The 25,800-nt window shown below is 73.9% G+C and carries 21 protein-coding genes and 2 pseudogenes; 12 read left to right on the plus strand and 11 right to left on the minus strand.

Annotated features, from left to right (window positions below; genetic code table 11):
• Positions 1 to 154: 154 nt before the first annotated feature.
• Positions 155 to 3,124, plus strand: a pseudogene (locus E1300_RS54205) (alpha-(1->3)-arabinofuranosyltransferase domain-containing protein); the annotation flags it as partial.
• Positions 3,125 to 3,952: 828 nt separating this feature from the next.
• Here the strand turns inward: E1300_RS54205 and E1300_RS53985 are convergent.
• The 3 genes and pseudogenes from E1300_RS53985 to E1300_RS18845 all read right to left on the minus strand — a co-directional run.
• Positions 3,953 to 4,948 (minus strand): annotated as a pseudogene (locus E1300_RS53985) (thiamine pyrophosphate-binding protein); the annotation flags it as partial.
• Positions 4,936 to 6,606 carry a DJ-1/PfpI family protein gene (locus E1300_RS18840; RefSeq protein WP_131758331.1) on the minus strand — a complete coding sequence of 557 codons (1,671 nt, stop codon included), beginning with the start codon at positions 6,604 to 6,606 and terminating at the stop codon, positions 4,936 to 4,938. The gene E1300_RS18840 and the pseudogene E1300_RS53985, both read right to left, overlap by 13 nt.
• A gap of 30 nt (positions 6,607 to 6,636) precedes the next feature.
• Positions 6,637 to 8,667: an AGE family epimerase/isomerase gene (locus E1300_RS18845; RefSeq protein ID WP_131758332.1), complete on the minus strand. Its 2,031-nt coding sequence runs from the start codon at positions 8,665 to 8,667 to the stop codon at positions 6,637 to 6,639.
• Positions 8,668 to 9,051: 384 nt separating this feature from the next.
• Between E1300_RS18845 and E1300_RS18850 the strand changes: the two genes are divergently transcribed.
• Both E1300_RS18850 and E1300_RS18855 read left to right on the plus strand, forming a co-directional pair.
• Entirely contained in the window at positions 9,052 to 9,849 is a 798-nt protein-coding gene (locus tag E1300_RS18850) for a bestrophin-like domain (RefSeq protein WP_131758333.1), read from the plus strand.
• Between the two features lie 512 nt (positions 9,850 to 10,361).
• Complete coding sequence (locus tag E1300_RS18855) at positions 10,362 to 10,766, plus strand: helix-turn-helix domain-containing protein (RefSeq protein WP_207399838.1); 405 nt, start codon at positions 10,362 to 10,364, stop codon at positions 10,764 to 10,766.
• Positions 10,767 to 10,871: 105 nt separating this feature from the next.
• Here the strand turns inward: E1300_RS18855 and E1300_RS18860 are convergent, their stop codons facing one another.
• On the minus strand, positions 10,872 to 11,636 hold the full coding sequence (locus tag E1300_RS18860) for an LLM class flavin-dependent oxidoreductase (RefSeq protein ID WP_131758334.1): 765 nt from the start codon (positions 11,634 to 11,636) through the stop codon (positions 10,872 to 10,874).
• The gene (locus E1300_RS18865; protein ID WP_131758335.1) at positions 11,633 to 12,568 is read right to left on the minus strand and encodes an SDR family oxidoreductase; all 936 of its coding nucleotides are present in this window, start codon (positions 12,566 to 12,568) and stop codon (positions 11,633 to 11,635) included. Before E1300_RS18865 ends, E1300_RS18860 begins: the two co-directional genes overlap by 4 nt.
• A gap of 192 nt (positions 12,569 to 12,760) precedes the next feature.
• Between E1300_RS18865 and E1300_RS18870 the strand changes: the two genes are divergently transcribed.
• Both E1300_RS18870 and E1300_RS18875 read left to right on the plus strand, forming a co-directional pair.
• Positions 12,761 to 13,675 (plus strand): LysR family transcriptional regulator, encoded by a 915-nt coding sequence (locus E1300_RS18870; protein ID WP_131758336.1) that lies wholly within the window; start codon positions 12,761 to 12,763, stop codon positions 13,673 to 13,675.
• A gap of 12 nt (positions 13,676 to 13,687) precedes the next feature.
• Positions 13,688 to 14,326, plus strand: coding sequence for a TetR/AcrR family transcriptional regulator (locus E1300_RS18875; protein ID WP_131758337.1), 639 nt, complete (start codon positions 13,688 to 13,690; stop codon positions 14,324 to 14,326).
• On the opposite strand, the gene paaE is transcribed toward E1300_RS18875, so the two are convergent.
• From paaE to paaA, 5 genes are read right to left on the minus strand one after another with little or no spacing between them, the layout of a single operon-like run.
• Positions 14,314 to 15,405, minus strand: a complete 1,092-nt coding sequence (gene paaE, locus E1300_RS18880) for a 1,2-phenylacetyl-CoA epoxidase subunit PaaE (protein ID WP_131758338.1) — start codon at positions 15,403 to 15,405, stop codon at positions 14,314 to 14,316. The genes E1300_RS18875 and paaE overlap by 13 nt on opposite strands.
• A gap of 1 nt (position 15,406) precedes the next feature.
• A complete protein-coding gene (gene paaD / locus E1300_RS18885) occupies positions 15,407 to 15,916 on the minus strand; it encodes a 1,2-phenylacetyl-CoA epoxidase subunit PaaD (RefSeq protein ID WP_131758371.1) in 510 nt (169 codons plus the stop codon).
• The gene (gene paaC / locus E1300_RS18890; RefSeq protein ID WP_131758339.1) at positions 15,910 to 16,839 is read right to left on the minus strand and encodes a 1,2-phenylacetyl-CoA epoxidase subunit PaaC; all 930 of its coding nucleotides are present in this window, start codon (positions 16,837 to 16,839) and stop codon (positions 15,910 to 15,912) included. Before paaC ends, paaD begins: the two co-directional genes overlap by 7 nt.
• Positions 16,840 to 16,849: 10 nt before the next feature.
• A complete protein-coding gene (paaB, locus tag E1300_RS18895) occupies positions 16,850 to 17,143 on the minus strand; it encodes a 1,2-phenylacetyl-CoA epoxidase subunit PaaB (protein ID WP_131758340.1) in 294 nt (97 codons plus the stop codon).
• On the minus strand, positions 17,140 to 18,099 hold the full coding sequence (gene paaA / locus E1300_RS18900; RefSeq protein WP_131758341.1) for a 1,2-phenylacetyl-CoA epoxidase subunit PaaA: 960 nt from the start codon (positions 18,097 to 18,099) through the stop codon (positions 17,140 to 17,142). Before paaA ends, paaB begins: the two co-directional genes overlap by 4 nt.
• A gap of 155 nt (positions 18,100 to 18,254) precedes the next feature.
• Here paaA and paaZ point away from each other — a divergent pair, with 155 nt between their 5' ends.
• Together paaZ and E1300_RS18910 are read left to right on the plus strand one after the other, a co-directional pair.
• Positions 18,255 to 20,306: a phenylacetic acid degradation bifunctional protein PaaZ gene (gene paaZ, locus E1300_RS18905; RefSeq protein ID WP_131758342.1), complete on the plus strand. Its 2,052-nt coding sequence runs from the start codon at positions 18,255 to 18,257 to the stop codon at positions 20,304 to 20,306.
• A 1-nt stretch (position 20,307) separates the two neighbouring features.
• The gene (locus tag E1300_RS18910; protein WP_131758343.1) at positions 20,308 to 20,613 is read left to right on the plus strand and encodes an EthD family reductase; all 306 of its coding nucleotides are present in this window, start codon (positions 20,308 to 20,310) and stop codon (positions 20,611 to 20,613) included.
• A 54-nt stretch (positions 20,614 to 20,667) separates the two neighbouring features.
• On the opposite strand, the gene E1300_RS18915 is transcribed toward E1300_RS18910, so the two are convergent.
• On the minus strand, positions 20,668 to 21,159 hold the full coding sequence (locus E1300_RS18915; protein ID WP_131758344.1) for an Lrp/AsnC family transcriptional regulator: 492 nt from the start codon (positions 21,157 to 21,159) through the stop codon (positions 20,668 to 20,670).
• A gap of 121 nt (positions 21,160 to 21,280) precedes the next feature.
• Between E1300_RS18915 and pdhA the strand changes: the two genes are divergently transcribed.
• Genes pdhA through E1300_RS18940 form a run of 5 tightly spaced genes read left to right on the plus strand, consistent with a single transcriptional unit; the run spans position 21,281 to position 25,719 of the window.
• Positions 21,281 to 22,384, plus strand: coding sequence for a pyruvate dehydrogenase (acetyl-transferring) E1 component subunit alpha (gene pdhA / locus E1300_RS18920; RefSeq protein ID WP_131758345.1), 1,104 nt, complete (start codon positions 21,281 to 21,283; stop codon positions 22,382 to 22,384).
• Between the two features lies 1 nt (position 22,385).
• Complete coding sequence (locus E1300_RS18925; RefSeq protein ID WP_131758346.1) at positions 22,386 to 23,468, plus strand: alpha-ketoacid dehydrogenase subunit beta; 1,083 nt, start codon at positions 22,386 to 22,388, stop codon at positions 23,466 to 23,468.
• Positions 23,465 to 24,799, plus strand: a complete 1,335-nt coding sequence (locus E1300_RS18930; RefSeq protein ID WP_131758347.1) for a dihydrolipoamide acetyltransferase family protein — start codon at positions 23,465 to 23,467, stop codon at positions 24,797 to 24,799. Before E1300_RS18925 ends, E1300_RS18930 begins: the two co-directional genes overlap by 4 nt.
• A 46-nt stretch (positions 24,800 to 24,845) precedes the next feature.
• Complete coding sequence (locus E1300_RS18935; RefSeq protein WP_207399839.1) at positions 24,846 to 25,337, plus strand: helix-turn-helix domain-containing protein; 492 nt, start codon at positions 24,846 to 24,848, stop codon at positions 25,335 to 25,337.
• Positions 25,330 to 25,719, plus strand: a complete 390-nt coding sequence (locus E1300_RS18940; protein ID WP_131758348.1) for a DUF4180 domain-containing protein — start codon at positions 25,330 to 25,332, stop codon at positions 25,717 to 25,719. Before E1300_RS18935 ends, E1300_RS18940 begins: the two co-directional genes overlap by 8 nt.
• Positions 25,720 to 25,800 lie beyond the last annotated feature (81 nt).

Here is a 25,800-nt window from a genome sequence, read left to right on the forward strand (position 1 = left end):
CCCCGGCGGGCCGCCGCCCGGACCCGGCGGCCTCGCCCCGGACGCCGCGGAGCGGCTGCGCGAGCGGCTGCGGGTGCTCGCGGGCTGCCTCGCCCTCACCGCGCTCTCGTTCGGCACCCGGCCCGGCGCGATCCTCGCCGACACCAAGATCGACATGGCGGTGAACCCGCTCGGGTTCCTCGGCCGCGCGCTGCACCTGTGGGACCCCGAGCAGTTCGGCCAGCTCCAGAACCAGGCCGTCGGCTACCTCTTCCCGATGGGCCCGTTCTTCGCGCTCGGCGACCTCGCCGGGATCCCCGCGTGGATCAGCCAGCGGATCTGGCTGGCGCTGCTGATGTGCCTGGCGTTCGCGGGCACGTGGCGGCTCGCCGTCCGGCTCGGGATCGGCGGCCCCGGCACCCGGGTGATCGCCGCGATGGCGTACGCGCTGGCGCCGAACGCCCTCGCGACGCTCGGCCAGATCTCGTCCGAGTACATGCCCGTCGCGATGCTCCCGTGGATCGTGCTGCCGCTCGTCACCGCGGCGTCCGGGCCGCCCGGCCTGGCCGGTGCCGTCGGCGGGGGCGGGGGACGGGCGCGCGCCGCGGCCCGGTCGGGGCTCGCCATCGCCTGCTGCGGCGGCATCAACGCGACCGCGACCGTCGCCGTCCTGGTCGTCCCGTTCGTGTACGTGCTGACGCGGCCCCGGGGCACGTTCCGGATCCGGCTGCTGGCCTGGTGGACGGCCGCCGCGGGCGCCGCGACCGCCTGGTGGCTGCTCCCGCTGCTGCTCACCGGGACGTACGGGTTCTCCTGGCTCACCTACACCGAGAAGGCGGCCACGACGACCGGGCCGACGGGCCTGGTCAACGTCCTGCGCGGTGCCGAGCGCTGGGTCAACTACCTGATCGTGGACGGGCAGGTCTGGTGGCCGGTCGGGCACGGCCTGTCGCTCAGCCCGGTGCCGATCGTCTGCACCGGCGTCGTCGCCGCGCTCGGGCTCGCGGGCCTGCTCGGACGGCTGCTGCCCGAGCGGACGTTCCTGCTGCTGACGCTGCTCGCCGGGCTGGCGGTCCTGTCGATGGGCCACCTCTCGGACATCCCCGGGCCGTTCGCCGGGCAGCTCCGCGACCTCCTCGACGGCCCGCTCGGCCCGCTGCGGAACCTGCACAAGTTCGACGCGGTCGTCCGGCTGCCGCTCGCGCTCGGCCTCGCGCACCTCCTCGCCGTCGCCGGGCGCCGGGCGAAGGAGGGGCCGGTCCGGAGCCTCGCCGACGGGCCAGCGAAGGGCGCGGCGTTGCGCCGGGCGCTCGGCACGCTGGTCAGCGTGACCGCGGCGGCCGCGGTCGCGCTCGGCGGCATCGGGATCACTGCCGTCTCGCACGGCCTCACCGGGCCCGGCGACTTCGAGCAGGTCCCGCGCTACTGGCGGGACGCGGCGTCCTGGCTCAACGCGCGGGCCGGGCAGCAGGGCGTGCTGGCCCTGCCCGGCGCGCCGTTCGGCGAGTACCTGTGGGGCCGCCCGATGGACGACATCGTCCAGCCGCTGCTGCTCGCGCGGTGGGGCGTCCGGCAGCTCGTCCCGGCCGGGTCGCCCGGCTACACCCGCGCGCTCGACGCGATCGACCAGCAGGTCAGGTCGGGCCAGGGCTCCCCGGGCCTTGGCGACTACCTCGGCCGGATGGGCGTCCGGTACGTGCTCGTCCGCAACGACCTGCGGCGCGAGACGCTGCGCGGCGGCTGGCCCGCCCGGCTGCACGGGGCGCTCGACGACTCGTCCGGGCTGCGGAAGGTCGCCTCGTTCGGCGCGCCCGTCGGCGGCGACCTCGTCGACGACGCCGTCTCCGCCGTGGACCAGCGGTACCCGGCGCTGGAGGTCTACGAGGTCGAGGGCGCCGACGACGTCGCGAGCCTCACCGGCGCCGGGAACCCCGTCCGCGTGTACGGGGGGCCGGAGTCGCTGCTCGCGATGGCCGACGACCAGGCGCTGCCGGACGGCCCCGTCCTCCTCGACGACGACGCGCCCGACCTCAAGGGCACGCCCGTCGTGACCGACTCGCCCCGGCTGCTGCGCCGCAACTTCGGCGAGCTGCACCAGACCTCGCCCACGCTGCCCGCCGGGCAGCGGCACCGCGCGGCGGACGTCCTGGACGACGGCTGGGACCGCTACACCACCCACGTCACCTACGGCGGCGGCGTCCGCGGCGTCGCCGCGTCCAGCTCCGCGGCCGACGACGACGCGATCCCGCAGGCCCGCAGGCCCGGCGCGGGCCCCTACGCCGCGCTCGACGGCGACCCGCGCACGTCCTGGCAGACCGGCGGCTGGGCGGGGCCGATCGGCCAGTGGCTGCGCGTCGACCTCGACCGGGCCCGCGAGCTGCCGAGCCTCACCGCCGCGTTCGTCCAGGACGCCGCGCTCGGCCCGGCCGTCGCCCGCGTCGCGGTGGAGACCGAGCGGGGGACGCTGGAGCAGGCCGTCCAGCCGACCGGGGCGGCGCAGCAGCTGCGCGTCCCGGCGGGGCCGACCCGCTGGCTGCGCGTCCGGATCACCGCCCTCGCCACCCGCCCCGCCGTGCCCGCGTTCACCCGCGCCGGGATCGCCGAGCTGTCCATCGCCGGGGTCAAGCCCACCCGCACCTACACCCTGCCCGCCCCGGCCGCGGTGACCGGCCCGGCGACGTACGTGATGAGCCGGGTGCCCGGCGCCACGTCCGCCTGCATGAAGGGCAGCCTCCGCTGGGTGTGCTCGCCGACGCTCGCGTCCGCGGACGAGGAGGGCGACGCGTTCGACCGGTCCTTCACCGCCGCCTCCGCTGCCCGCGCCCCGGTCACCGGCACCGCCATCCTCACCGACAAGAGCCTGGTCGAGCGGTACACCGCCGTCGGCGGCCAGCCCCTCGTCGCCGCCAGCTCCGCCCTCGCCGACCACCCCGCCGACCAGGCCCGGTCTGGGTTCGACGGCGACCCGGCGACGACGTGGATCGCCGCGGAGAAGGACAAGGCGCCCACGTTCACCGTCCAGTGGCAGGGCGCCAGGAGCATCTCCTCGCTGACGCTGAACCGCCCGCCAGGCGCGTCGGGGCCCGTCCGGATCGTGATCGAGGGCCGGAACGGCGAGAGCCGCGAGGTCCTGCCGGACGCGCGGGGGCGCCTCGCCTTCGCGCCGCTGACCACCGACCGGCTGACCCTCACCTTCCGGCAGGAGGGGCGGCTCCAGCCGGTGCAGCTCACCGACCTCACGATCCCGGGCGTCAAGCCGCTGCGGGACGTGCGGTCCTTCCCGTTCCAGCTCGGCTGCGGGTTCGGGCCGAAGCTGCGGCTGGGCCGCACCGAGATCCCGACCAGGGTCTCCGGGACCTATGGCGACCTCCTCGCCGGACGGCCGCTCCGTTTCGCCGCCTGCCGCCAGACCCAGGTGAGCGCCGGGCAGAACCGCCTGACGTCCGTCCCGTTCGACCCTTACCGCGTCGAGACCGTCACCGTGGGAGCCCTGGCCGGATCCACCGCCCGTTCCTCGGGCCAGGCGTCCGCCCGGGCGGAGGCCGCGGCGCCCGTCAGGGTGATCAGCTGGGGGTCGGGTTCGCGGAAGCTTGAGGTGGACGCCGCCCGGCAGTCGTTCCTGACCGTGAACGAGAACTACAACACCGGCTGGCGCGCCACCGTCGGCGGCACGGAGTTGCGGCCGGTCCGGCTGGACGGCTGGAAGCAGGGCTGGCTGGTACCCGCCGGCACCCGCGGGGTCGTCGAGCTCGTCTACGGTCCCGACCGGGCGCAGCGGATCGCGGTGGTCGCCGGGCTGAACCTGCTCCTCGTCCTGCTGCTCGTCGCGGTCTGGCCCGGCGCCCGGCGCGGCCCGGGACCGCGCGGCCGCGGCGGCGCCCGCGTCCCCGGTCTCCTCCCGCAGCGCCGCCGTCAGCGCCCGCAGCGTCGGCCGCGGGTCGGCGACCAGGCCGAGCGTCACCGGGTGGTTCTTGGCGATCGCGTACGGGTCGAGGTCGACGTGGACGATCCGGGCGTCCTCCCGGAACGGGGATGTGAGCAGCGGGAACACGTCCGGGAACACGTAGGTGCCGCAGATCAGGACCGCGTCGGCGTCGGCCACCGCGGCGGCGCTGTCCTCGCCGAACATGTGCCCCATGAGCCCGCCGCTGAGCGGATGCGTCCACGGGAGCAGCAGCTCGGAGGCCATCCCGAAGCGCACCTGCGCGCCCCACGCCTCGGCGAGTTCCGCGAGCTCCGCGACCGCGCCGCCGGCCGCGACGCCGTCCCCCGCCACGATCAGCGGCGACGAGGCGCCCGCCAGCAGCCGCGCCGCCTCCCGCACCAGCCCCGGCTCGGGGACCGCGCGCGTGTCGGGCACGACCGTCGGCACCACCGGCTCGCCGTTCGGCTGGTCGAGGACGTCCTGCGGCAGCGCCAGCAGCACCGGCCCCCGCGGCGGCGTCGCCGCGACCTTCAGGCAGCGCCGGAACTGCCGCAGCAGGCTCCCCGGATGGACGGCCCGGGTCGCGTACTTCGTGACGGGACGGGCGATGGCGACCAGGTCGGCCGCCATGTGCGCCTCCAGCGGCTCGTAGGCGACGCCCGCCTCCCCGGCCAGCACCACCATCGGGGTGCCGCGCTGCCTGGCGTGGCACAGGCTCCCGACGGCGTTGCCGAGGCCGACGCCGCTGTGCAGCAGCACGACGCTCGGCCGCCCCGCGGCCTGCGCGTACCCGTCGGCGGTGCACACGACGGCCGCCTCCTGGAGCCCGAGGACGTACTCGACGTCCGCGAACCGCGCGATCTCGTCCAGGAGCCCCTCCTCGGTGGAGCCGGGGTTGCCGAACAGGTGCCGGACGCCGTCGGCGCGCAGCTGCTCCAGCAGCCGGCGGTGACCCGTGACCGCGGCGGCGGCGTTCCCCGTCGCCGCGGAGCCCGACGCGAGGTCGGCCGCCGCGGGCCCCGACCCGGCGGTCACCAGCCCCACCGCCGCAGGCCCTCGTCGAGCACCTCCACCAGCTTCCGGCCGGTGAGGACGCTGTCCCCGGTGGACCGCCCGGTGACGAACGGGTAGTCGACGATGACGCTGACCGGGCTGCCGAAGTTGCCGTGGTAGGCGCCGCCCGGAGCCGTCGCGTCCCGCAGCATGAACTCCAGCGGGTACGGCGGCGGCCCCATGTTGAAGTCGAGGAACCGGCCGCGCGCCTCCACGAAGTGGGTGCCGTCCTGGTAGTCGTACTCCAGGCAGTGGCCGGTCACGTGCTTGCCTTCGAGGATGCTCCGGCGCTGGTTCATGTCCCGGGCGAACGCCAGGCACGCGACGCCGTAGCACTCGGCCGCGATCGGCTTCCCGGCCTTGTGGAACGCCAGGATCAGATCGTGGACGCGCTGGTTGTTGACCATGTCGACGATCGGCCCGGAGCCGCCGACGAGCAGCACCGCGTCGTACTCGTCCACCGCGCGGCGCTCCGCTTCGCCGAGGTCGCGCCGGTACTCCTCCAGGAGCCGGACGAACTGCGGATGGGCGAACGGGGGCCGCTGCGGGAACCAGCCGGCGAGGCTGATCGGGTTCTCCAGCCGGGCGCCCTGCTCGGTGGACGGGTCGTCCATCTCCCGGACCCGCGCCGCCATCTCCGGCGAGGTCACCGGACGCTGGAGCGGCGGGTCGAAGAAGTCGGCGTCCATGCTCACCGGGATCGCGTTGGGCCGCCTCCCGTTCGGCGTGCAGAAGTCCACCGCGTACCCGGCCCGGTCCAGCTCGTCCAGCGGGCCGACCAGCTCCTCGCCCCAGTACCCCCACTCCGACAGGACCGTGAGGACCTTGCCGCGGCGGTGGCCCGTCCCGCCCTCGCGGCGGGCCGGTTCGGCGTGCTCGGCGCCGAGGTCGAACGCGCGGGCGACCACGGAGTCCGGTTCCCCGCCCCGGTCCGCCCGCCCGGCGCGCCCGCCGCGGCCGCGCCCGGACCGCTCGGGCACGCCCGACCGGCGCCGGTCCACGACCAGGTCGCGCACCGTGTCGATGAGCTTGGCCGTGGCGTGCCACGACGTGCTGGTCACCAGGTCGTCGTCCACGACGACCTGCTCGGCGGCGGGCGCGCCCGCGGGCGGCGGCGTGTAGACGGCGCCCGCGTTCAGCACGTCGGCGATCAGCACCCCGTTGCAGGTCACCCGGCGCCCGGCCAGCACGTCCGGGCACGGGGTCAGCAGCCACAGCGCGTGGCACGGCGCCGCCTTGACCACCCGCCGGTCGCGCATGGCGTCGCGCATGAACCGCACCGCCGGCACCTGCCGGACCGCCTCGGCCGCCGCCTCGGTGGACTCGGGCGCCTCCAGGTAGCGCATGCGCACCGTCGGGTAGTTGGCCACCGCGACGACCGCGTCGTAGTCGGACGGCCGCACGTCGTCGACGTCGATGCTCACCTCGATCCACTCGATCGGCGGGACGTCGTCCTCGCCCGCGGGCTCGACCGTCGAGTAGAAGTGCAGGCTCGGCTGGCCCCACAGCCGCGATACCAGGTCGACCTCGGCGCCATAGGCGGCGAAGCCCTCCTGGAGCTGGCGCAGCTCACCCGGGATGTACTGGCTCTCCACCAGGACGGCCACCCGGGCGCCGGCCAGGGAGCGATCGGTCGGTTGGTCGGTCATGACGTTCTCCTGTCCCGTGAGTCGGACGGCTCAATGCACCGCGAACTCGACCATGAGGTCGATCGCGCCGTCCCGGGCGCTCGCCGTCAGGTCGTCGACGGCGATCTGGAAGTTGTTCGGGTCGTCCGGCTTGAGGGAGTCGGTGTAGTCGACGCCGTCCACGAACACGCTCGCGATCTCGACCTTGTTGACCGGCATGAAGTCGGGCAGGACGTTGATCGTGTCCTGGCCCCGGGAGTCGAGCAGCTTGAAGTGCAGGCTGAACCTGCCCGTCCCGCCGGCGTCCACGTAGGCGCGGGTGTACAGGTGCGCCAGGTAGTTCAGCTCGAACGCGTGGTAGCCGGAGACCGAGTGGCCGCCCTTCCCGCCGAACATGCCCTCGGTGATCGGCGACCCGTCCTCGTCGGTGCGGAAGTAGATCCCCTGGTTGTCGCGGTCGAGGAAGAACAGGTTCCAGAACGCCGAGCACTCGCGGGCGAGGTCGAGGTACCGCTCCTCCTGCGTGGCGCCGTGCAGGATCAGGTAGGCCAGGATGGCCTGCTCCTGCTGCCAGAAGTCCTTGGTGGTGCCCCAGCTGAACTCGATCGGCATGCCGTTGCCCGGCTCCCGCTCCACCGAGTCGAAGATGCCGCCGCGGACCGGGTCCACCGCGCCGATCTCCGCCATCCGGTCGCCGAGCTCGGTCGCCAGCTCGATGCACCGCTCGCTCAGCCGCTTGTTGCGCTCGGCCTCGTCGCGCCGCCCGTGCGACGTCAGGTCCTGCACGCGCCGGTCCAGGTAGAACGAGCAGCGCGTCAGGTTCCAGGCGATCTTCAGGTTGTGGCCCACCACCGCGCGGTTCTGCTGCCACTTGTACGCGTGGTCGGGCGTCCAGTCGGCGTGGAACCGCTCGTTGACGTAGTCGCTGGACTCGTCCGGGAACTTCTCGATGATCAGCGTGACGGTCTCCTCCAGCAGCCCGATCGACTCGTCCTGCAGCGCGTCCAGCTCCTGGCGGCTGGCGCGGCGCGGCAGCGGGTCGAGCCCGAGGATCAGGTTGACCAGGTAGGCGGGGATGTGGTCGCCGACGGAGTTCCAGTTCTTGCGGGACGCGTTGTCGCCGAGCGCCGGCACGTCGGGCCGCCGGGTCACCGGGTCCAGGTGCGAGAAGTAGCCGCCGTACCCCGGTAGGCCGCGCTCCTTCGCCGCCTCGTCGTCGCGGTAGAAGTCGAAGAACGTCCGCACCGTGCGGCGGATGTCGTCCAGCGCCGCCCAGTCCGCGCTGATCCGGTAGAACTGGGCGAGCCCGGCGAGCGCGTAGATCTGCTCGTACAGCGGGATGGCGCCGTAGTCGTCGCCGAACTCGGAGGCGACGAGCAGCTTCTCGCCCCCGGACCCGCTCCGCCGGCCGAACGCCCAGAAGCAGTGGCGGCCGTCGTGCGACAGCGACCGGAACGCCTGGCGCTGGTAGTCCACGGCGGCCTTGGCGGCGTCGAAGTACCGGTCGGTGCCGGTCATCAGGTACGCCGAGGAAAGGCCGTAGATGAGGCGGGACAGGGTCGCGCACTCCTGGGTGGTGTCGTCACCGGCCTGCCCCACCGCATTCCGCTGCGTCCGGTACGCGCGGGCCCAGTCCTCGCTAGTGTAGTTGCGGTCGCCGCTCATCAGCTGGTCCAGCCACCGGTCGGCCAGCCGGCTGATCTGGTCGATCCACCAGTGCGTCTCCTCGAACCCGTACTTGCTGTCCGGGCTCGACTTCAGGACGAAGATGGTGCGGCCGTCGAAACGCTCCTTGCCGTCGGCCTCCATGTGGTTGCCGCGCGCGAACACCAGCGCGTCCTCGGCCAGATAGCGGGCAAGCCCCGCCTTTCCCGGGTTGCCGCCGTCGTCGGGCGGCGCCTGCGTCCGGTCCCGCGGCACGCCGTCCACGTTGGACATGACCTCGTAGTAGGTGGTCACGCCCACGTTGACGACGACGTCGTCCCCGCTGCGGCAGCGCAGCGTGAACGTCCCGGCCTCCTGGTCGACGCCGGTGACCTTGCCGGCCACCGTCATCGTCTCGGCCTGGTTCTTGAAAGCCATGGTTCCCCCTGCTCGTCGCCGCGGCGGGACGGACGCCGGCCGCGGCCTGTTAACGAGGTGTCTGCGGAATACGCGTCCCTGGGACGCGGCGGGAGAGGCGGCCTCCGGGACGGGCGTTCGCACACGTCCCGCCCGGAGTTCTGCCGCTATCCCCTCCCCGCCTGGTCGTCGACCATTTCCATTCAGAGCCACTTCTACCGCTTCCGCGAGCCGTTTAATCGCAGCCGAACGTCACTTGTCGTTCAAGCGCGCGGGAGCCCCGAGCGCACCGGAGTGGTTTTAGCGGAAAGCGCGAACACGCTCGCAGGAAATGCGAATCAGGCATGGCGATCCGCCTACCGACTTCCGGTGACGGCAATGCATTGAGCTCCTTAGGCTCACCGCATGGACATCATCCTGGCCACCGTCTTCGTGGTGGCGGCGATAACGCTCGCACTTCTCTTCAGACGCCGATACAGGTACGCGGAAGACCCCGACGAGGGCATCTCCGTCCGGGACCTGGTCGGCCCGCTGGAGACGCTGGCCGTGCTGGTCATCGCGTTCGTCCTGGTCCTCGCGGCGCAGTCCTACTCGGGCGCCGGGAGCGCCGCCAGCGCCGAGGCGGCCGCGATCGACAGCCTGCACGCCACGGCGGACCTCCTCCCCGAGCCGGCCAGGGAGAGGGTCAAGGCCGACTCCCTCTGCTATGCCCGGGCGGTCATCGCCAAGGAGTGGCACTCGATGGGCGCCCACAACGCGCCCTCGCCCACCGTGGACCACTGGACGGAGGCGCTCCACGACGACTTCCAGGAGGTCCACGACCCCACGGTGCTGGGCATGCTGACGAACGCGGACCGGAGCCGCCTCTCCGAGCGCCGCGACCGCATCGAGCAGTCGGCGCCGGCCATCCCGGGCGCGGTCTTCTGGTTCATGGTCCTCACCGTCATCGCCATGGTGGCGGGGTACGCGCTCTCGCTGCCGCGGCGCAGGCACCGTCTCCAGCTCGCCGGACTGTGGGTGCTGGCGGGGCTGCTGGTGGCGTCGCTGTACCTCATCTGGGACATCGACCGCCCGTTCCGCGGGCTCGTCCCGATCTCGCCCAGCTCGATGCGGCGGACCGAGCAGGAGGCGAACCGGGACTTCCTGAAGCACTACAACGCCGCCCAGATCCCCTGCGACCGGAACGGACTGCCGCGTGCCTGACACGGGACGCCCCAGAAATGGCACCGCGGCCGGATGATAGCGGCAAATCGAATTCCGGGGCTTTGGTCCCGGTTGAACCCGGCGAACCGCGGCCGGGCGGATGGCACGCGGACGGCGACATTGGTGCATCTCGCAGGAGGTGCGAATGTCTCGCAGAAGGAGCGAACGTCCACTTGCCTGACCGGCGTTCGTCGAAAATAATCAGAGGGTAGGTGTGGCACAGTGAGTTTTCCACGCGATCCAGTTGATCAGTATTCGCAGGATGCGCGAAAGTTTCGCATGGCAAGCGAGGATTCGATGCTACCGTTGCGACCACGTCGAGAAGATCGACCGCCCGCTGCATTCCTCGGCCGCTGTGCCCCCTCCCTTGTCGAACATTCCGTCGAGAGCGGGCGTGCCGGGCCTTTTCGGCGGCCGTCCCGCAGGCTCGCGCCCCCAGCCCGCAGCGACCGCCGGCCACGGGAGGTCCTTCCCGCCTCCGGCCGCGGCACCGCACCCACTGAGGACACCCCGTGACCGACCATACGATCGCCTACTCCTGGAGACTGCGGGAGGTCATGGCGACCCGCGGCCTGTACAACATCTCCGAACTGATCCCCATGCTGACCGCCCGCGGCATCACGCTGTCGGCCTCGCAGATCTACCGCCAGATCGGCACCCGTCCCGAGCGCATGTCGCTGCTCCTGCTCGGCGCGCTCACCGACGCGCTCGACTGCACCGTCGAGGACCTGTGCAACTTCCGGGTGCAGAGCGCGTTCACCGCCAAGGGCACCGGCGGCCACGTGGTGGGCCGCCCGCCACCGGGCGCGCACGTCCAGTCGAACGCCCGCCCGCCGCGCCGGCGCCGCTACCCGGTCGCCCCCACCGCGGCGACCGGCGCCGACCCCCGCGAAAGCGACGCCACCCGCACAGCCTGACCCACCCCGCGCGGGTGCCCGACGAGCGAAGCTCACGACACAGCCGCCGCGGCCGAGCGTCCACCAGGCCACCCGCCCGCCGGGGCGCGCGTCAGGTGAGAGCGGTCAGGTGAGGGCGGTTAGGGCGGGGGCCAGGGTTTCCAACTGGTTCACGCCTTCGGTGAAGTCGGTGTTGATCGGGGCCATGAGGATCACGTGGTCGGCGCCCGCGGCCACGTGGGCGCGGATCGCCGCCGCGGCGGCGTCTGGGGCCTGGTCCGGTTCCAGGCGCTGGCCGACGAGGAGGAGCCGGTCCGGCCCCAGCGTCTCCCGGGCCTGTGCGGTGAAGGCCGGGGGTTGCATGGCGGGCAGTGCGCCGTCGGCGATCTCGCCCGCCAGCGCGACCATCTTCGGGCCGTTCGCGCCGAGGACCCGGGCGTAGGGGGCGTCCGGCGCGGGCGGTGAGGTCGGCGCGTCCATCCGGCCGACGTAGTCGCGCAGCATGGCGAGCGGCCTGCCGAACTCCCGGCCGGTGGCGGCCGCCTGCTCCGGGTACCCGACGCCCAGGCCGAGGACGAAGCGGCCCGGATGGGCCTCGGCGAGCAGGGCCGCGGCGGCGTGCGCGGTCTGCGGCTCGCGGGCCCAGATGTTCGCGATGCCGGTGCCGAACACCATCCGCTCGGTCGCGCCGAGCAGCAGGGCCACCTGGACGAGGGCGTCCTTGCCGCCGACGACCTCGTTCGTCCAGGCCGCGCGGTAGCCGGCGCGTTCCAGCCGGACGGCCGCCGCGCGCTGGGCGTCGTAGGGCGGCAGGCTGGTGAAGGAGACCGGCAGGCCCACGCCGACCGCCCCGAGGGCCTGGCGAGCCGTCTCGACCGCGGTGGTGGTCACGAGAAGTAGTGCCCCTTGTCCAGGTCGGCGATAAGGCCGAGGCCGGCGGGATGCCAGTCGAGCCGCCGCCGGGTCGCCTCGCTCGACGCCGGGACGTCCATCGAGAAGATGGGGCCGAGGAAGCCGAAGTGGTCCGCCGCCTCCTCGTGGGGGACGGCCGTCACCGGCAGGTCCAGGTGGCGGCCGATGGCCTCGGCGATGTCGCGGACCGGCACGCCCTCCTCGCCGACGCCGTGCAGCCGCGAGCCCGCGGGCGCGCGCTCCACGGCCAGGCGGTACAGGTGCGCGGCGTCGGGCCGGTGGACGGCGGGCCAGCGGTTGGCGCCGTCGCCCGGGTAGGCGGAGACGCCCCGGGCGCGGGCGACGGCGATGAGCATCGGCACGAAGCCGTGGTCGCCCTCGTCGTGGACGGTCGGCGGGAGCCGGACGGCCGAGACGCGGACGCCGCGTCCGGCGAACCGCATCGCCGCCTCCTCGACAGCGAACCGCAGGCCCGCCAGGGAGTCCGGCTCGGGCACGCTGTCCTCCGTCGCGAGGCGGCCGGCCGCCAGCCCGCTGGTGCCGCCGGTGATGACGAGGGGCTTGCCGGATCCCGCGAGCGCCTCGCCGAGCGCCTCGACGGCGCGGCGGTCCTTGGCGGCCGCGCCGGCGAAGTCGATGCCGGCGCCGTCGATAACGCCCTCGCCGGCGGTGCGGTCGTCGAGCCCGTGGTCGAAGGCCGTGTGGACGACGCCGTCCGACGCCGCCGCCCCGGCACGGAGGCTGTCGAGGTCGTCCAGATCGCCGCGGTGCGCACGGGCTCCGGCGGCCGCGAGGGCGGCCTCGGCCCGGTCCGACCGCGCGAGGCCGAGGACCTCGTGTCCCGCGTCCAGCAGCTCGCGGACGACGGCGGTGCCGATGAACCCGGTCGCGCCGGTGACGAAAACACGCATGGGTGCACTCCGTTCGAGGATGGGGAGCCGGGCCCGGAGGTCGGTGCCCCGGGCCGGTGCCCTCACTGTGCGTCCGCGGAGCGCGGCGGGTCCAATGAATGTTTCGCAAGGCGCGTTACGGTTCGCGTATCACCGCAGGTCACGGTCATTGGCCCGGGGCTCGTCCGGGGAGGCCGCGGGTACGCTCGGGGCATGACCGACGCGTCCGAGACCGCGGGCGACCTCGACCTGCGGCTGGTGCGGTGCTTCACCGCCGTCGCCGAGCACGGGCACTTCGGGCGGGCCGCCGCCGCGCTGCACCTCACGCAGCCGTCGCTGAGCCGGCAGCTCCGCCGGCTCGAACGGCAGCTCGGCGCCCGCCTCGTGGACCGGACCCCGCGGGGCAGCCGCCTCACCGCGGCGGGCGAGGTGTTCCTGCCGCTCGCGACGGCGCTGCTGAGCTCGGCCGCCGAGGCCGCGGCGCGGACCCGGGCCGCCGCGCGGCCCGACCTGGTCACGGTCGGGTACACGGCGGGCCTGATCGTGACCGCGGCGGTGCGGGAGCTGCGGCGCCGGCATCCCGACGCGGAGGTGCGCACCCTGCACCTGCGCTGGGACGAGCCGCGCGCCGCCCTCCTCGACCACCGCGTGGACGCGGTCGTGACCCGGCTGCCGTTCCCCACCGACCGGCTCGACGTGACCGTCCTCCACGACGAGCCCAGGATGCTGCTGGTGCCGCGCGACCACCGGCTCGCCGGGAAGGAGTCGGTCACCCTCGACGACATCGCCGACGAGCCCGTCCCGCGGGTGCGGCGCTCCGACCCCGCCCTGAACGCCTACTGGCGCATCGACCCCCGGCCCGGCGGACGGCCCGCGCCCGACGGCCCCCTCATCGAGGCCGTGGAGGACAAGTTCGAGGTCATCGCCGCCGGGGAGGCCGTGGCGATCGTCGCCGGGCGCGCCGGCGCCGTGCTGCGTCCCGACCTCACGCTGGTCCCGCTGGAGGGCGTCGAGCCGAGCCACGTCGTGCTGGCCACCCGCGCCGGCGACCGCGGCCGCCTCGTCGCGGCCTTCCGCAGGTGCGCACGCGCGCACATCACCGGTGGCGGAACGCCCGGAACAGCGTGAGATGCTGCACGGATGACGACCGGGCCCGCCGAACCGCCGCCGCGCCGCAGGCGCGGGCGCCCCGGCTACGACCAGTCGGCGATCCTGCGCGCGGCGGTGGAGCTGTTCAACCGCAAGGGGTACGACGCCACGAGCGTGGGCGACCTCGCCAAGGAGCTGGGCCTGACGAAGCCCGCCATCTACCACCACGTCACCGGCAAGGAGCAGCTGCTCGGCGAGGCCCTGGACGACGCGCTCGACGAGCTCACCGCCGTCGTGACCGAGGCCTCCCGGGAGCGCGCCGGGGCCACGGCCTACGAGCGGCTGCGCGAGGTGGTGCGGCGCAGCGTCGAGGTGCTGGTGGCGCACCAGCCGTCCGTCACGCTCCTGCTGCGCGTGCGGGGCAACAGCGAGGTCGAGCTGGCCGCGCTGGAGCGGCGGCGCTGGCTCGACGACCGGCTCGCCGCGCTCGTCGCGGACGCGGTCGCGGAGGGCGCGCTGCGCGCCGACGTGCCGCCCGCGCTGGTGAGCCGGCTGCTGTTCGGCATGGTGAACTCGCTGGTCGAGTGGTACCGGCCGGACGGCGCCTACGACCCGGCGACGGTCGCCGACGCCATCACGACCCTCGCCTTCGACGGCCTCGCCCGTGGTGAGCGCGGTCAGGCGTCGTAGTCCACCGTCACCCGGTCGCCGACCGGGAAGGACTGGCAGGTCAGGACGAAACCGGCGGCGACCTCGGACGGTTCCAGGGCGTAGTTGCGGCGCATGTCGGCCTCGCCTTCGCGGACGGCGGCGCGGCACGTCCCGCAGACGCCGCCCTTGCAGGCGAACGGCAGGTCGGCGCGCGCGGCCTGGGCGCCGTCGAGGATCGTCGCCGCGCGGGACACGGTCGTGGTGGTGCGCAGGCCGTCCAGGATCGTCGTGAGCTCGGTGGTCGCCCCGGACGGGAGGCCGTCCTCGACGCGGCGGGGCTCGGGCGGCGGGGCGTCGACGTAGAAGAGCTCGACGTGAACGCGGTCCGCGGGCACGCCGAGGTCGGTGAGGACGGTCCGCGCGTCCTCGACCATCCGCAGCGGGCCGCAGACCCAGACGTGGTCGAAGACCTCGACGGGCACGAGTCCGGTGAGGAGGCGGCGCAGCCGGCCGGCGTCGAGGCGGCCGGAGAACAGCTCGACCTCGCGCGGCTCCCGGGAGAGCACGTGGACGGTCTGGAGCCGGGGGCCATACCGGTTCTTCAGGTCGCCGAGTTCCTCGGTGAACATCACGGTGCGGCTCGTCCGGTTGCCGTAGAGGAGGGAGACCTGCGCGCGGGGGTGGGTGAGGACGGTCGAGGCGACTGACAGCATGGGGGTGATGCCCGATCCGGCGGCGATGCACAGGTGCCGCTCGCCGCCTTCCGGGTCGGCCTGCCAGGAGCCGGAGGGAGCCTGCACGTCGATCCGCGTGCCCGGCACGACCTCGCGGACGAGCCAGGACGAGAACAGCCCGTCCGGGATCTCGCGGACGCCGATCCGCGGTGCGGCGCCCGCCGGCGCGCAGATCGAGTAGGACCGGCGCTCCTCCCGCCCGCCGATGACGCGGCGCAGCGTGAGCGACTGGCCCGCCCGGAACGCGAACGTGTCGCGCAGCCCGTCCGGCACCGCGAACGTGATCGCCGCGGCGTCGTCGCAGAGCCGGTCCACCGCCGCGACGGTCAGCGTGTGGAAGGCGGCCGACCGGGACGGCGCGGCGGCCGGCGCGGGGGTGGGCATGTCAGATCTCCTTGACGTGCTCGAACGGTTCGAGGCAGCCGGTGCAGCGGTAGAGGGCCTTGCAGGCGGTGGCGCCGAACTCCGAGGTCAGCCGGGTCGCCGCCGAGCCGCAGCGCGGGCAGGACGGGGCGCGGCGGGGCGGGCCGAGCGTGAGCGCCACGGGCCCGGTGCGGCGGGGCGCGGGACCGGGCGCCGACAGCCCGGCGTCGCGGAGCGCGGCCCGGCCCCGCTCGGAGATCCAGTCGCTGGACCACGGCGGGTCGAGGACGACCCGGATCTCCACGCGGGCGAACCCGGCGTCGTTCAGCCTGTGGACGAGGTCGTCGCGCATGGTCGCCATGGCGGGGCAGCCGGTGTAGGTCGGGGTGATCGACACGACGACCGCGTCGCCGTCCAGCTCGACGCCGCGCAGGACGCCGAGGTCGGCGAGGGTCAGCATCGGCATCTCCGGGTCGCGGACCTGCTCGGCCGCCTCGACCGCGCGCTCCCGGGCCGTCACGGCGCTCACCAGCGCCCGTTCGGATGGGCGCGGGCGACGACCTGCATCTCCGCGAGGAGCAGGCCGAAGGCCTCGGTGTGCGTGCCGTGGCGGCCCGTCCGCCCGGCGACGCCGGCGAGCGGCGGGCGGTCCGGGCGGTCGACGCCGCTCACGGCGAGGACCTGGTCGAGGACGGCGTCCACCTCGCCGCGCAGGGACGCCGGATCGACGCCGGCGCCGGCGCGCGCCACGGACACCTCGACCGGATGGGCGGTGACGAGCTCGTCCAGCAGCGGCCACAGGGCGTCGAGGGCGGTGACGAGACGGCGCCGCGACTCCTCGGTGCCCTGCGCGAGGGTGAGGAACCAGCGTCCGGCCCAGTCGCGGTGGTAGGCGACCTCCTTGACGCCCTTGCCCGCCACCGCGGCGAGCACCGCGTCGGCGCTGCCGCGGAGCCGCTCCAGCAGCGCGAGCCGCGCCACCGAGAACAGCAGCAGCCGCACGACGGCGTGGGCGAAGTCGCCGTTCGGCACCTCGGCGAGGCGGACGTTGCGGAACGCGCCCGCCTCGCGGAAGAAGGCGAGCGCGTCCTCGGCGGGCACCGGCGAGCCCTCAGGAAGGACGGGGACGGCGCCGGGGTCGGCGGCGGCGGCCCGCGCCAGCAGCAGGCGCGCCTGCCCGAGGAGGTCGAGGGCGATGTTCGCGAGCGCGATGTCCTCTTCGAGATCCGGCGCGCGGCTGCACCACTCGGCGAGGCGCTGCGACATGATCAGCGCGTCGTCGCCGAGCATGAGGCAGTACGCGGCGAGCTCGGCGGGGTCGGTGCCCGCCGGCACGGTGGTGTCGACGCCGGCGAGGGGGTCCTCGAAGCCGGTGCCGAACGCCCACTGCGAGGAGTCGCCGCCGAGATCCCCGTCGATCAGCCCGTCGAAGACGCTGCCGTGGTCGTCGCTCATGGGTGCCCCCTCACATGTGCGGGACGTTCTCGGGGATCTCGTAGAACGTCGGGTGCCGGTAGACCTTGTCGCCGTTCGGCGCGAACAGGGGGTCCTTCTCGTCCGGGCTGGACGCGGTGATCGCGTCGGCGCGCACGACCCAGATGCTCACGCCCTCGTTGCGCCGGGTGTAGACGTCGCGGGCGTGCCGCAGCGCCATCGCGTCGTCGGGGGCGTGCAGCGACCCGACGTGCACGTGGTTGAGGCCGCGCTTGCCGCGGACGAACACCTCGTACAGCGGCCATTCCCGCCGGTCGGCGCTCATCGGGCCGCCTCCCCGGCGGAGCGCTCCGCGAACGCGGTCGCGGCCTCGCGCACCCAGGCGCCGTCCTCGTGCGCGGCGCGGCGGTGCGCCAGCCGCTGCGCGTTGCACGGCCCGTCGCCCCGGATGACGGCGGCGAACTCGTCCCAGTCCGGCTCGCCGAAGTCGTAGTGGCCGCGCTCCTCGTTCCAGCGCAGCTCGGGATCGGGCAGCGTCACGCCGAGCGCCTCCGCCTGCGGGACGGTCATGTCGACGAACTTCTGGCGCAGCTCGTCGTTGGAGTTGCGCTTGACGCCCCACGCCATCGACCGCTCCGTGTTGGTCGACTGCGCGTCCGGCGGGCCGAACATCATCAGCGACGGCCACCAGAACCGGTCCACCGACTCCTGCACCATCTCCCGCTGGGCGTCCGTGCCGCGCATCATCGTCATGAGCAGCTCGTAGCCCTGCCGCTGGTGGAAGGACTCCTCCTTGCAGATGCGGATCATGGCGCGGCCGTACGGGCCGTAGGACGTGCGGCACAGCGGCACCTGGTTGCAGATCGCGGCGCCGTCGACGAGCCAGCCGATCGTCCCGACGTCGGCGTAGGACAGCGTCGGGTAGTTGAAGATCGACGAGTACTTCTGCCGGCCGGCGAGCAGCAGCTCGGTCAGCTCGGCGCGGGAGACGCCGAGGGTCTCGCACGCCGAGTACAGGTACAGGCCGTGCCCGGCCTCGTCCTGCACCTTGGCGAGCAGGATCGCCTTGCGCCGCAGCGACGGGGCGCGCCCGATCCAGGCGCCCTCCGGCTGCATGCCGATGATCTCCGAGTGGGCGTGCTGGGCGATCTGGCGGACGAGCGTCCGGCGGTAGGCGTCCGGCATCCAGTCGCGGGGCTCGATGCGGTCGTTGCGCGCGATGGTCGCGTCGAACGCCTCCTGGAGGCCCTCCATATCCGGCTCCGCCGGGGTCGTGGTCATGGTCCCTCCGTAACGGCGGGCTTATTTACTTATCGCTCGGTCAGTAATAAGGTCGCATGGAACGGCCGGTTCGCGCAACCAGGCGTGACCACCGAAAACACACCAAAGGGGGCCCTGCCCCCGGTGCCCCGTCCCGCCCTGGGAGAGGAGACAGTGTGAGCGCGCTACTGGAGAGCTACGCCGCCGGACGATGGTTCCGGGCGGCGGACGACGGGGAACCACTGCTCGACGCCGCCACCGGCGAGGAGGTCGCGCGCGTCTCCAGCCGCGGCCTGGACGTCCCCGAGATGGTCCGGCACGCCCGGGAGACCGGCGGCCCCACGCTGCGAGCCCTGACCTTCCACGAGCGGGCCGCCCTGCTCAAGGCCCTCGCCAAGCATCTGACCGCGCGCAAGGACGAGCTGTACGCCCTCTCCGTCCGGACGGGCGCCACCCAGCGCGACACCGCGATCGACGTGGACGGCGGCATCGGCACCCTGTTCAGCTACGCGAGCAAGGGCGTGCGCGAGCTCCCCAACGACACGATCGTCCTCGACGGCGGCCTGGAGCCCCTCGGCAAGGGCGGAACGTTCGTCGGACGGCACGTCTACACGTCCCGGCCGGGCGTCGCGGTCCAGATCAACGCCTTCAACTTCCCCGTCTGGGGGATGCTGGAGAAGCTCGCCCCCGCGTTCCTCGCCGGGCTGCCCTCGATCGTGAAGCCCGCGAGCCAGACCGCCTACGTCACCGAGCGCGCCGTCCGGCTGATCATCGAGTCGGGCATCCTCCCAGAGGGCACACTCCAGCTCCTCGCCGGAAGCCCGCACGGCCTCCTGGACGCGCTCACCGTCCAGGACTCCGTCGCCTTCACCGGATCGGCCCACACCGCGGGCATCCTCCGCCGCCACCCCGGCGTCCTGGACGGCGGCGTCGTCCTCGGCGTCGAGGCCGACTCCCTCAACTGCTCGATCCTCGGCCCGGACGTGCGGCCCGACGACCCCGAGTTCGACCTGTTCGTCAAGGGCGTCGTCACCGAGATGACCGTCAAGGCGGGCCAGAAGTGCACCGCCATCCGCCGCGTGATCGTCCCCTCGGCGCTGGCCGGCGACGTCACCGACGCGCTCGCCGCGCGCCTCGCCGCCGTCACGGTCGGCGACCCGCGCAACCCGGACGTCCGGATGGGCGCGCTCGCGAGCCTCGGCCAGCGCGACGAGGTCCGCAAGGCCGTCGAGGCGCTCCGCGCGAGCGCCGAGGTCGTCATCGGCGACCCCGCCGGCGCGCCCCTCCTCGACGGCGACCCCGAGCGCGGCGCCTTCATGACCCCGCTCGTCCTGCGCGCCCGGCCCGGCGCCACCGAACCCCACGACGTGGAGCCGTTCGGCCCGGTCGCCACCCTGCTCCCCTACGACGGCCTGGACGAGGCGACCCGGCTCGCCGCCCGCGGCAAGGGCAGCCTCGTCGCGTCCGTCGCCACCCACGACCCGGACGTCGCCCGTTCCGTCGTCCTCGGGCTGGCACCCTGGCACGGCCGCGTCCTCGTCCTCGACCGGGACGACGCCAAGGAGTCCACCGGGCACGGCTCGCCGCTCCCGGTCCTCGTCCACGGCGGTCCCGGCCGGGCCGGCGGCGGCGAGGAGCTGGGCGGCATCCGAGGCGTCCTGCACCACATGCAGCGCACCGCCGTCCAGGCGTCGCCCGACCTGCTCACCGCCGTCACCGGGCACTGGACGACCGGCGCCGCGCGCACCGAGACGGGCGTCCACCCCTTCCGCAAGTCCCTCGCCGAGCTCCGCATCGGCGACACCATCGCCTCCGCGCCCCGGACCGTCTCGCTCGCCGACATCGAGCACTTCGCCGAGTTCACCGGCGACACGTTCTACGCGCACACCGACGCCGAGGCCGCCGCCCGCAACCCCCTCTTCGGCGGCATCGTGGCCCACGGATACCTCGTGGTGTCCCTGGCCGCGGGCCTGTTCGTCGACCCGGACCCCGGACCCGTCCTGGCCAACTTCGGCGTCGACACACTCCGCTTCCTGACTCCGGTGAAGGCGGATGACACCATTCAGGTGACCCTGACCGTCAAGCAGATCACTCCGCGGAGCAACGCGGACTACGGAGAGGTCCGCTGGGACGCCGTCGTCTCCAACCAGGACGGCCAGCCGGTCGCGACGTACGACGTGCTCACCCTCGTGGCCAAGACCTGGCCCGCGCCCACACCGGAGGACTGACATGCAGCGCCTGACCGTCCAGTACTTCTCGCCCGCCGACCCGGACGCGTTCGACAAGGGCTACCAGGAGCGGCACGTCCCGCTGGTCCGCGCCGTCCCGGGGCTCAAGAGGTTCACGCTCACGCACCCCCAGGCCCTCGGCGGCGACGCGCCCTACCTCGTCGCGGAGCTGTACTTCGAGGACGCCGACGCCCTCAAGGCGTCGCTGACGAGCCCGGAGATGGGCGCCGCCGCCCAGGACGCAGCCACCTACGACGTCGCCAGCACCGTAATGTTCAGCGGCGAAGTAACCGAAATCGACCTGTAACCGCGCCGGGAAGCGTCACGACGGCACTGAGAACGTCGTGACGCTCCCGGCCGGTCAGAAACTCCCCCTTCCCTGGGCCTCTTCAAAGACGAGCCAGGTGCGGGTGGAGCGGACGCCGGGGATGCCCTGGATGCATTCGAGGACCACGTTCCTGAGTGCGGCGTTGTCCGGGGTCCTGACCTGGACGAGGACGTCGTAGTCGCCGCCGACCATGGCGAAGTGCTCGACGAAGGGGATGTCCCTGAGGCGGGCCGAGACGGCGCGCCAGGCGTTCTGCTCGATGGTGACCGAGATGTAGGCACTGGTGCCGAGGCCCGCCTTCTGCGCGTCGAGCCGGACGGTGAATCCGGTGATGATCCCGTCGTCGGTCAGGCGGGTGAGGCGCGCGTAGGCGTTGGCGCGGGAGATGTGGACGCGGTCGGCGAGGGCGCGCACGGACATCCGGCCGTCGCGCAGCAGCTCAGCGATGATCGCGCGGTCGACCTGGTCGAGCCGGGCGGCAGAACGTCCGGGCCACGCGCCGCCGGTGCCCTCTTCGATCGACATTCGGCCTCCCATCGGCCCAGATCAGAGCACTTTGTCGCTCATTGTGCCCGATGTCTTGAACGGCTGGCGGTGGAAGCGGACGCTGCTCCTGACAAACGTCCAGCGGAAAGGCAGCGTCGCCATGTCCGTACGGAGACCCGGTCCGAGCGTCGACGGTCTGCTCCCCTCGCCCGTCCCGGTGCGGTTCGTCCAGGAGGACGGCAGCCCGGGCACGCCGCCGGAGGGCTACCCGCCCCCCGCGGACGCGCGGCTGGTGGACGCGTACCGGCGGATGGTCCTCGGCCGCCGCTTCGACCGCCAGGCGACCGCGCTGACCAGGCAGGGGAGGCTCGCCGTGTACCCGTCGAGCCGCGGGCAGGAGGCCTGCCAGGTCGCCGGCGTCCTCGCGCTCGGCGCGGACGACTGGCTGTTCCCGACCTACCGCGACTCGGTCGCCCTGGTCGCCCGCGGCATCGACCCCGTCGAGGTGCTCACCCTGCTGCGGGGCGACTGGCACTGCGGGTACGACCCGGAGGCCGTCCGCACCGCGCCGCAGTGCACGCCGCTCGCCACGCAGACCGTGCACGCGGTCGGCATGGCCGAGGCCCTGCGCCGCCGCGGGACGGGCGGCGTCGTGATGGCGTTCGTCGGCGACGGCGGCACGAGCGAGGGCGACTTCCACGAGGCGCTCAACTACGCCGCGGTGCTGCGCGCGCCCGTGGTGTTCCTCGTCCAGAACAACCGGTACGCGATCTCGGTGCCGCTGGCCAAGCAGAGCGCGGCGCCCGCGCTCGCGTACAAGGGCGTCGGCTACGGGGTCCGCTCCGAGCAGGTGGACGGCAACGACCTCGTCGCGGTGCTGGCCGTCCTCACGGAGGCCGTCCGGTACGCGCGCGCGGGCGATGGACCGTTCCTGGTGGAGGCGCACACGTACCGCATGGACGCGCACACCAACGCCGACGACGCGTCCCGGTACCGGGACGCTGAGGAAGTCGAGCGGTGGGAGTCTGCGGACCCCATCGCCCGCCTGGAGACGTACCTGCGCGACCGCGGGCTGCTCAGTGCCGCGGACGTCGCCGCCGCCGGGGAGGCCGCCGAGGAGTTCGCCGCCCGCCTCCGCGACCGGATGAGCGCCGAACCGGACACCGAGCCGGCCGAACTGTTCGAGCACGTCTTCGCCGAGCCGACGCCCCAGCTCCGCGAGCAGCGGGCGCGGCTCCTCGCCGAGCTGAGCGCGGAGGGCTGAGATGACCGCGATGACGATGGGGCAGGCGCTGAACGCCGCGCTGCGGGACGCGCTGCGCGCGGACGAGCGGGTGCTCGTCTTCGGCGAGGACGTCGGCCCGCTCGGCGGCGTCTTCCGCATCACCGACGGGCTGACCGCCGAGTTCGGCGAGGACCGGTGCTTCGACACCCCGCTCGCCGAGTCCGGCATCGTCGGCCTCGCCGTGGGGATGGCGATGGGCGGGTTCCGGCCCGTGGTGGAGATGCAGTTCGACGCCTTCGCCTACCCGGCGTTCGAGCAGATCGCCTCGCACGTCGCCAAGATGCGCAACCGCACCCGCGGCCGGGTGGCGCTGCCGATGGTGATCCGCATCCCGTTCGCGGGCGGCATCGGCGGCGTCGAGCACCACTGCGACTCCAGCGAGGCCTACTACGCGCACACGCCGGGGCTGAAGGTGGTCACGCCCGCCACCCCGGACGACGCGTACTGGCTGCTGCGCGACGCGATCGACGACCCCGACCCGGTGGTCTTCATGGAGCCGAAACGGCTGTACTGGGCCAAGGACGAGACCTCTACCGGGGACCGGCGCGCCCCACGGTTCGGCAGCGCGGCGGTACGGCGCGAGGGCGGCGACGCGACGCTCGTCGCCTACGGGCCCGGCGTCCCGGTGGCGCTCCAGGCCGCCGAGGCCGCCGCGCGGGACGGCCTGTCCCTGGAGGTCGTAGACCTGCGGACGCTCGTCCCGTTCGACGACGAGACCGTCGTGGCGTCCGTGCGCAGGACGGGCCGCTGCGTGGTCGTCCAGGAGGCGCAGGGGTTCGCCGGAGTCGGCGCGGAGATCGCGGCGCGCGTGCAGGAGCGCTGCTTCCACTCGCTGGCCGCGCCCGTGCTGCGCGTCACCGGCTTCGACATCCCCTACCCGCCGCCGAAGCTGGAGCATTCGCACCTGCCGGACGTGGACCGGGTCCTCGACGCGGTGGACCGGCTCCAGTTCGACGATGAGCCCGACGTCCTCTACCTGGAGTCGGCCTCGGAGCGGCCTTCCCCGGGCACCCGGGCGCCTGCGGGGCCGGGCTCGGTGAACCGCGTGCGGGAGGCGTCGTGACGACCGCTCCCGCACGGCAGGTCTTCCGCCTGCCGGACCTCGGCGAGGGCCTGACCGAGGCCGAGATCGTCGAGTGGAAGGTCGCCGTCGGCGACACCGTCCAGGTCGACCAGGTCGTGGTGGAGGTCGAGACCGCCAAGGCGGCCGTGGAGGTGCCCGTCCCCTTCGCCGGGACGGTGCTGGAACTGCACGCCGAGGCGGGGACCGTCCTCGACGTCGGCGCGCCGCTGATCGAGGTCGGCGCGCCGGAGGCCGCGGACGTGCATCCGGCGGCGGCCCGGTACCGCGAGGAGGAGCGGGCGGGCTCCGGCAACGTCCTGATCGGGTACGGCACCGGCCACGCGCCCGGGACGCGCAGGACGCGCAGGCGCCGAGGCGCCGCGAGGAAGCCCGCCGGGACCACGGCGTCCGAGACCGTGCCGTTCGGGCGGCGGCAGGCGCCGCGCGTGATCTCGCCGCTCGTCCGCCGGATCGCGCGCGAGCACGGCGTGGACCTCGCGGCGGTCGAGCCCACCGGGCCGCGCGGTGTGATCCTGCGCCGCGACGTCGAGGCGGCCATCCAGACGGCCGCCGAGACGGCCGCCGAGCGGGGCCGCGAGGCCGCCGCGCCGGCCGTTTCCGGGACGGCGGGCGGGTTCACCGCCGAGCGCATCCCGCTGCGCGGACTCCGGCGGACGGTGGCCGACAAGCTGAGCCGCAGCCGCCGCGAGATCCCCGACGCCACGACCTGGGTGGACGTCGACGCCACGGGCCTGCTCGCCGTGCGGGACGGGCTGCGGAGGTCCCGGCCCGGGCTCGGCATCGGGCTGCTCGCCCTGCTGGCCCGCATCTGCGTGGACGGCCTGCGGCGCTTCCCCGAGCTGAACGCGTCGGTGGACGCGGAGCGCGGCGAGATCGTCCGGTACGGGCACGTGAACCTCGGGTTCGCCGCGCAGACCGACCGGGGCCTCGTCGTGCCGGTCGTCCGGGACGCGCACCTGATGACGACCGCGCGGCTCGCCGCGGAGCTGTCCCGGCTCACCGGGCTCGCGCGCTCGGGGGCGCTGCCGCCCGCGGCGCTGACCGGCGGGACGTTCACGTTGAACAACTACGGCGTGTTCGGCGTGGACGGGTCCACGCCGATCATCAACCATCCCGAGGCGGCGCTGCTCGGCGTCGGCCGGGTGACCGACCGGCCGTGGGTGGTGGACGGGGACGTGGTGGCGCGCAAGGTCACGCAGCTCTCCCTGACCTTCGACCACCGCGTCTGCGACGGCGGCGCGGCGGGCGGCTTCCTCCGGCACGTCGCCGACCTCGTCGAGAACCCCGCGATCCTCCTCGCGGAGGTCTAGCCTCAAACTTCCCTATCACTCCCTATAGACGGTAATTTAGGGAGTGATGACGGAGAGAATGTACTCGGTCGAGGAGGTCGCGGACCTCCTCGGCCTGCATGTGCGGACGGTGCGCGGCTACATCCGCGCCGGGCGGCTCAAGGCCGTCCGGATCGGCAAGCAGTACCGGATCGCGCACCGCGACCTGGCGGAGCTGACCGGGCGGTCCCCGGCCGCGGCGCCCGCCGGGCCGGTCGAGGTGTCGAGCATCGTGCAGGTGGACGGCGTCGGCCGGGCCGCCGCCGACCGCATCGGCACGCTCGTGCTGGCGGGGGTCAACGGCCGGCGGGACTCCGCCGTGCCGCTGCGCGTCCAGGTCGTGCACGACGAGGAACGGGAGCGGATGAAGATCGTGATTCTGGGCGACGCCGCCACCACCGCCGGCGTCCTGGGGCTCATCGACGGCCTGCTCGGCGAGGGCGGCGGTCTGCTCGGCGAGGGCGGCGGCTTGCTGGGCGAGGGCGGCGGCCTGCCGCGCGGGGAGGACGGGGATGCCTGACGTGATCGAGGAGCGGGCGGGCGCGCAGGTGCTCGTGTGCGACCCGGACGGGCCGCCGGTGGCGACCGAGCGGGACGGCCTGGACCTGATCGGCGCGGCGTTCCTCGGCGCCGAGGTCGTCGCCGTGCCCGCGACCCGGCTGGACGAGGGGTTCTTCTCCCTCGGCACCCGCTTCGCCGGGGAGCTCATGCAGAAGTTCGCCAACTACCGGCTGCGCCTCGCCGTCGTCGGCGACATCTCGGAGCATCTGGCGGCGAGCTCGGCGCTGCGCGCGCTGGTCCGCGAGTCGAACGCGGGCGGGCACGTGTGGTTCGTCACCGATCTGGACGCCCTCGACGCCCGCCTCCGCGCGCTCGATCACCGTGCGGGGCGGGAGGCGTAGACTCTGGCGCGGACGAGGGGTTCCCGACGCGGGCGGCCAAGCCGGCGCCACCCTGGTCCCACACAATGATCTCCCTCGGGG

The organism is Actinomadura fibrosa (assembly GCF_900659615.1).
In the GTDB taxonomy this organism is placed as follows: Bacteria; Actinomycetota; Actinomycetes; order Streptosporangiales; family Streptosporangiaceae; genus Spirillospora; species Spirillospora fibrosa.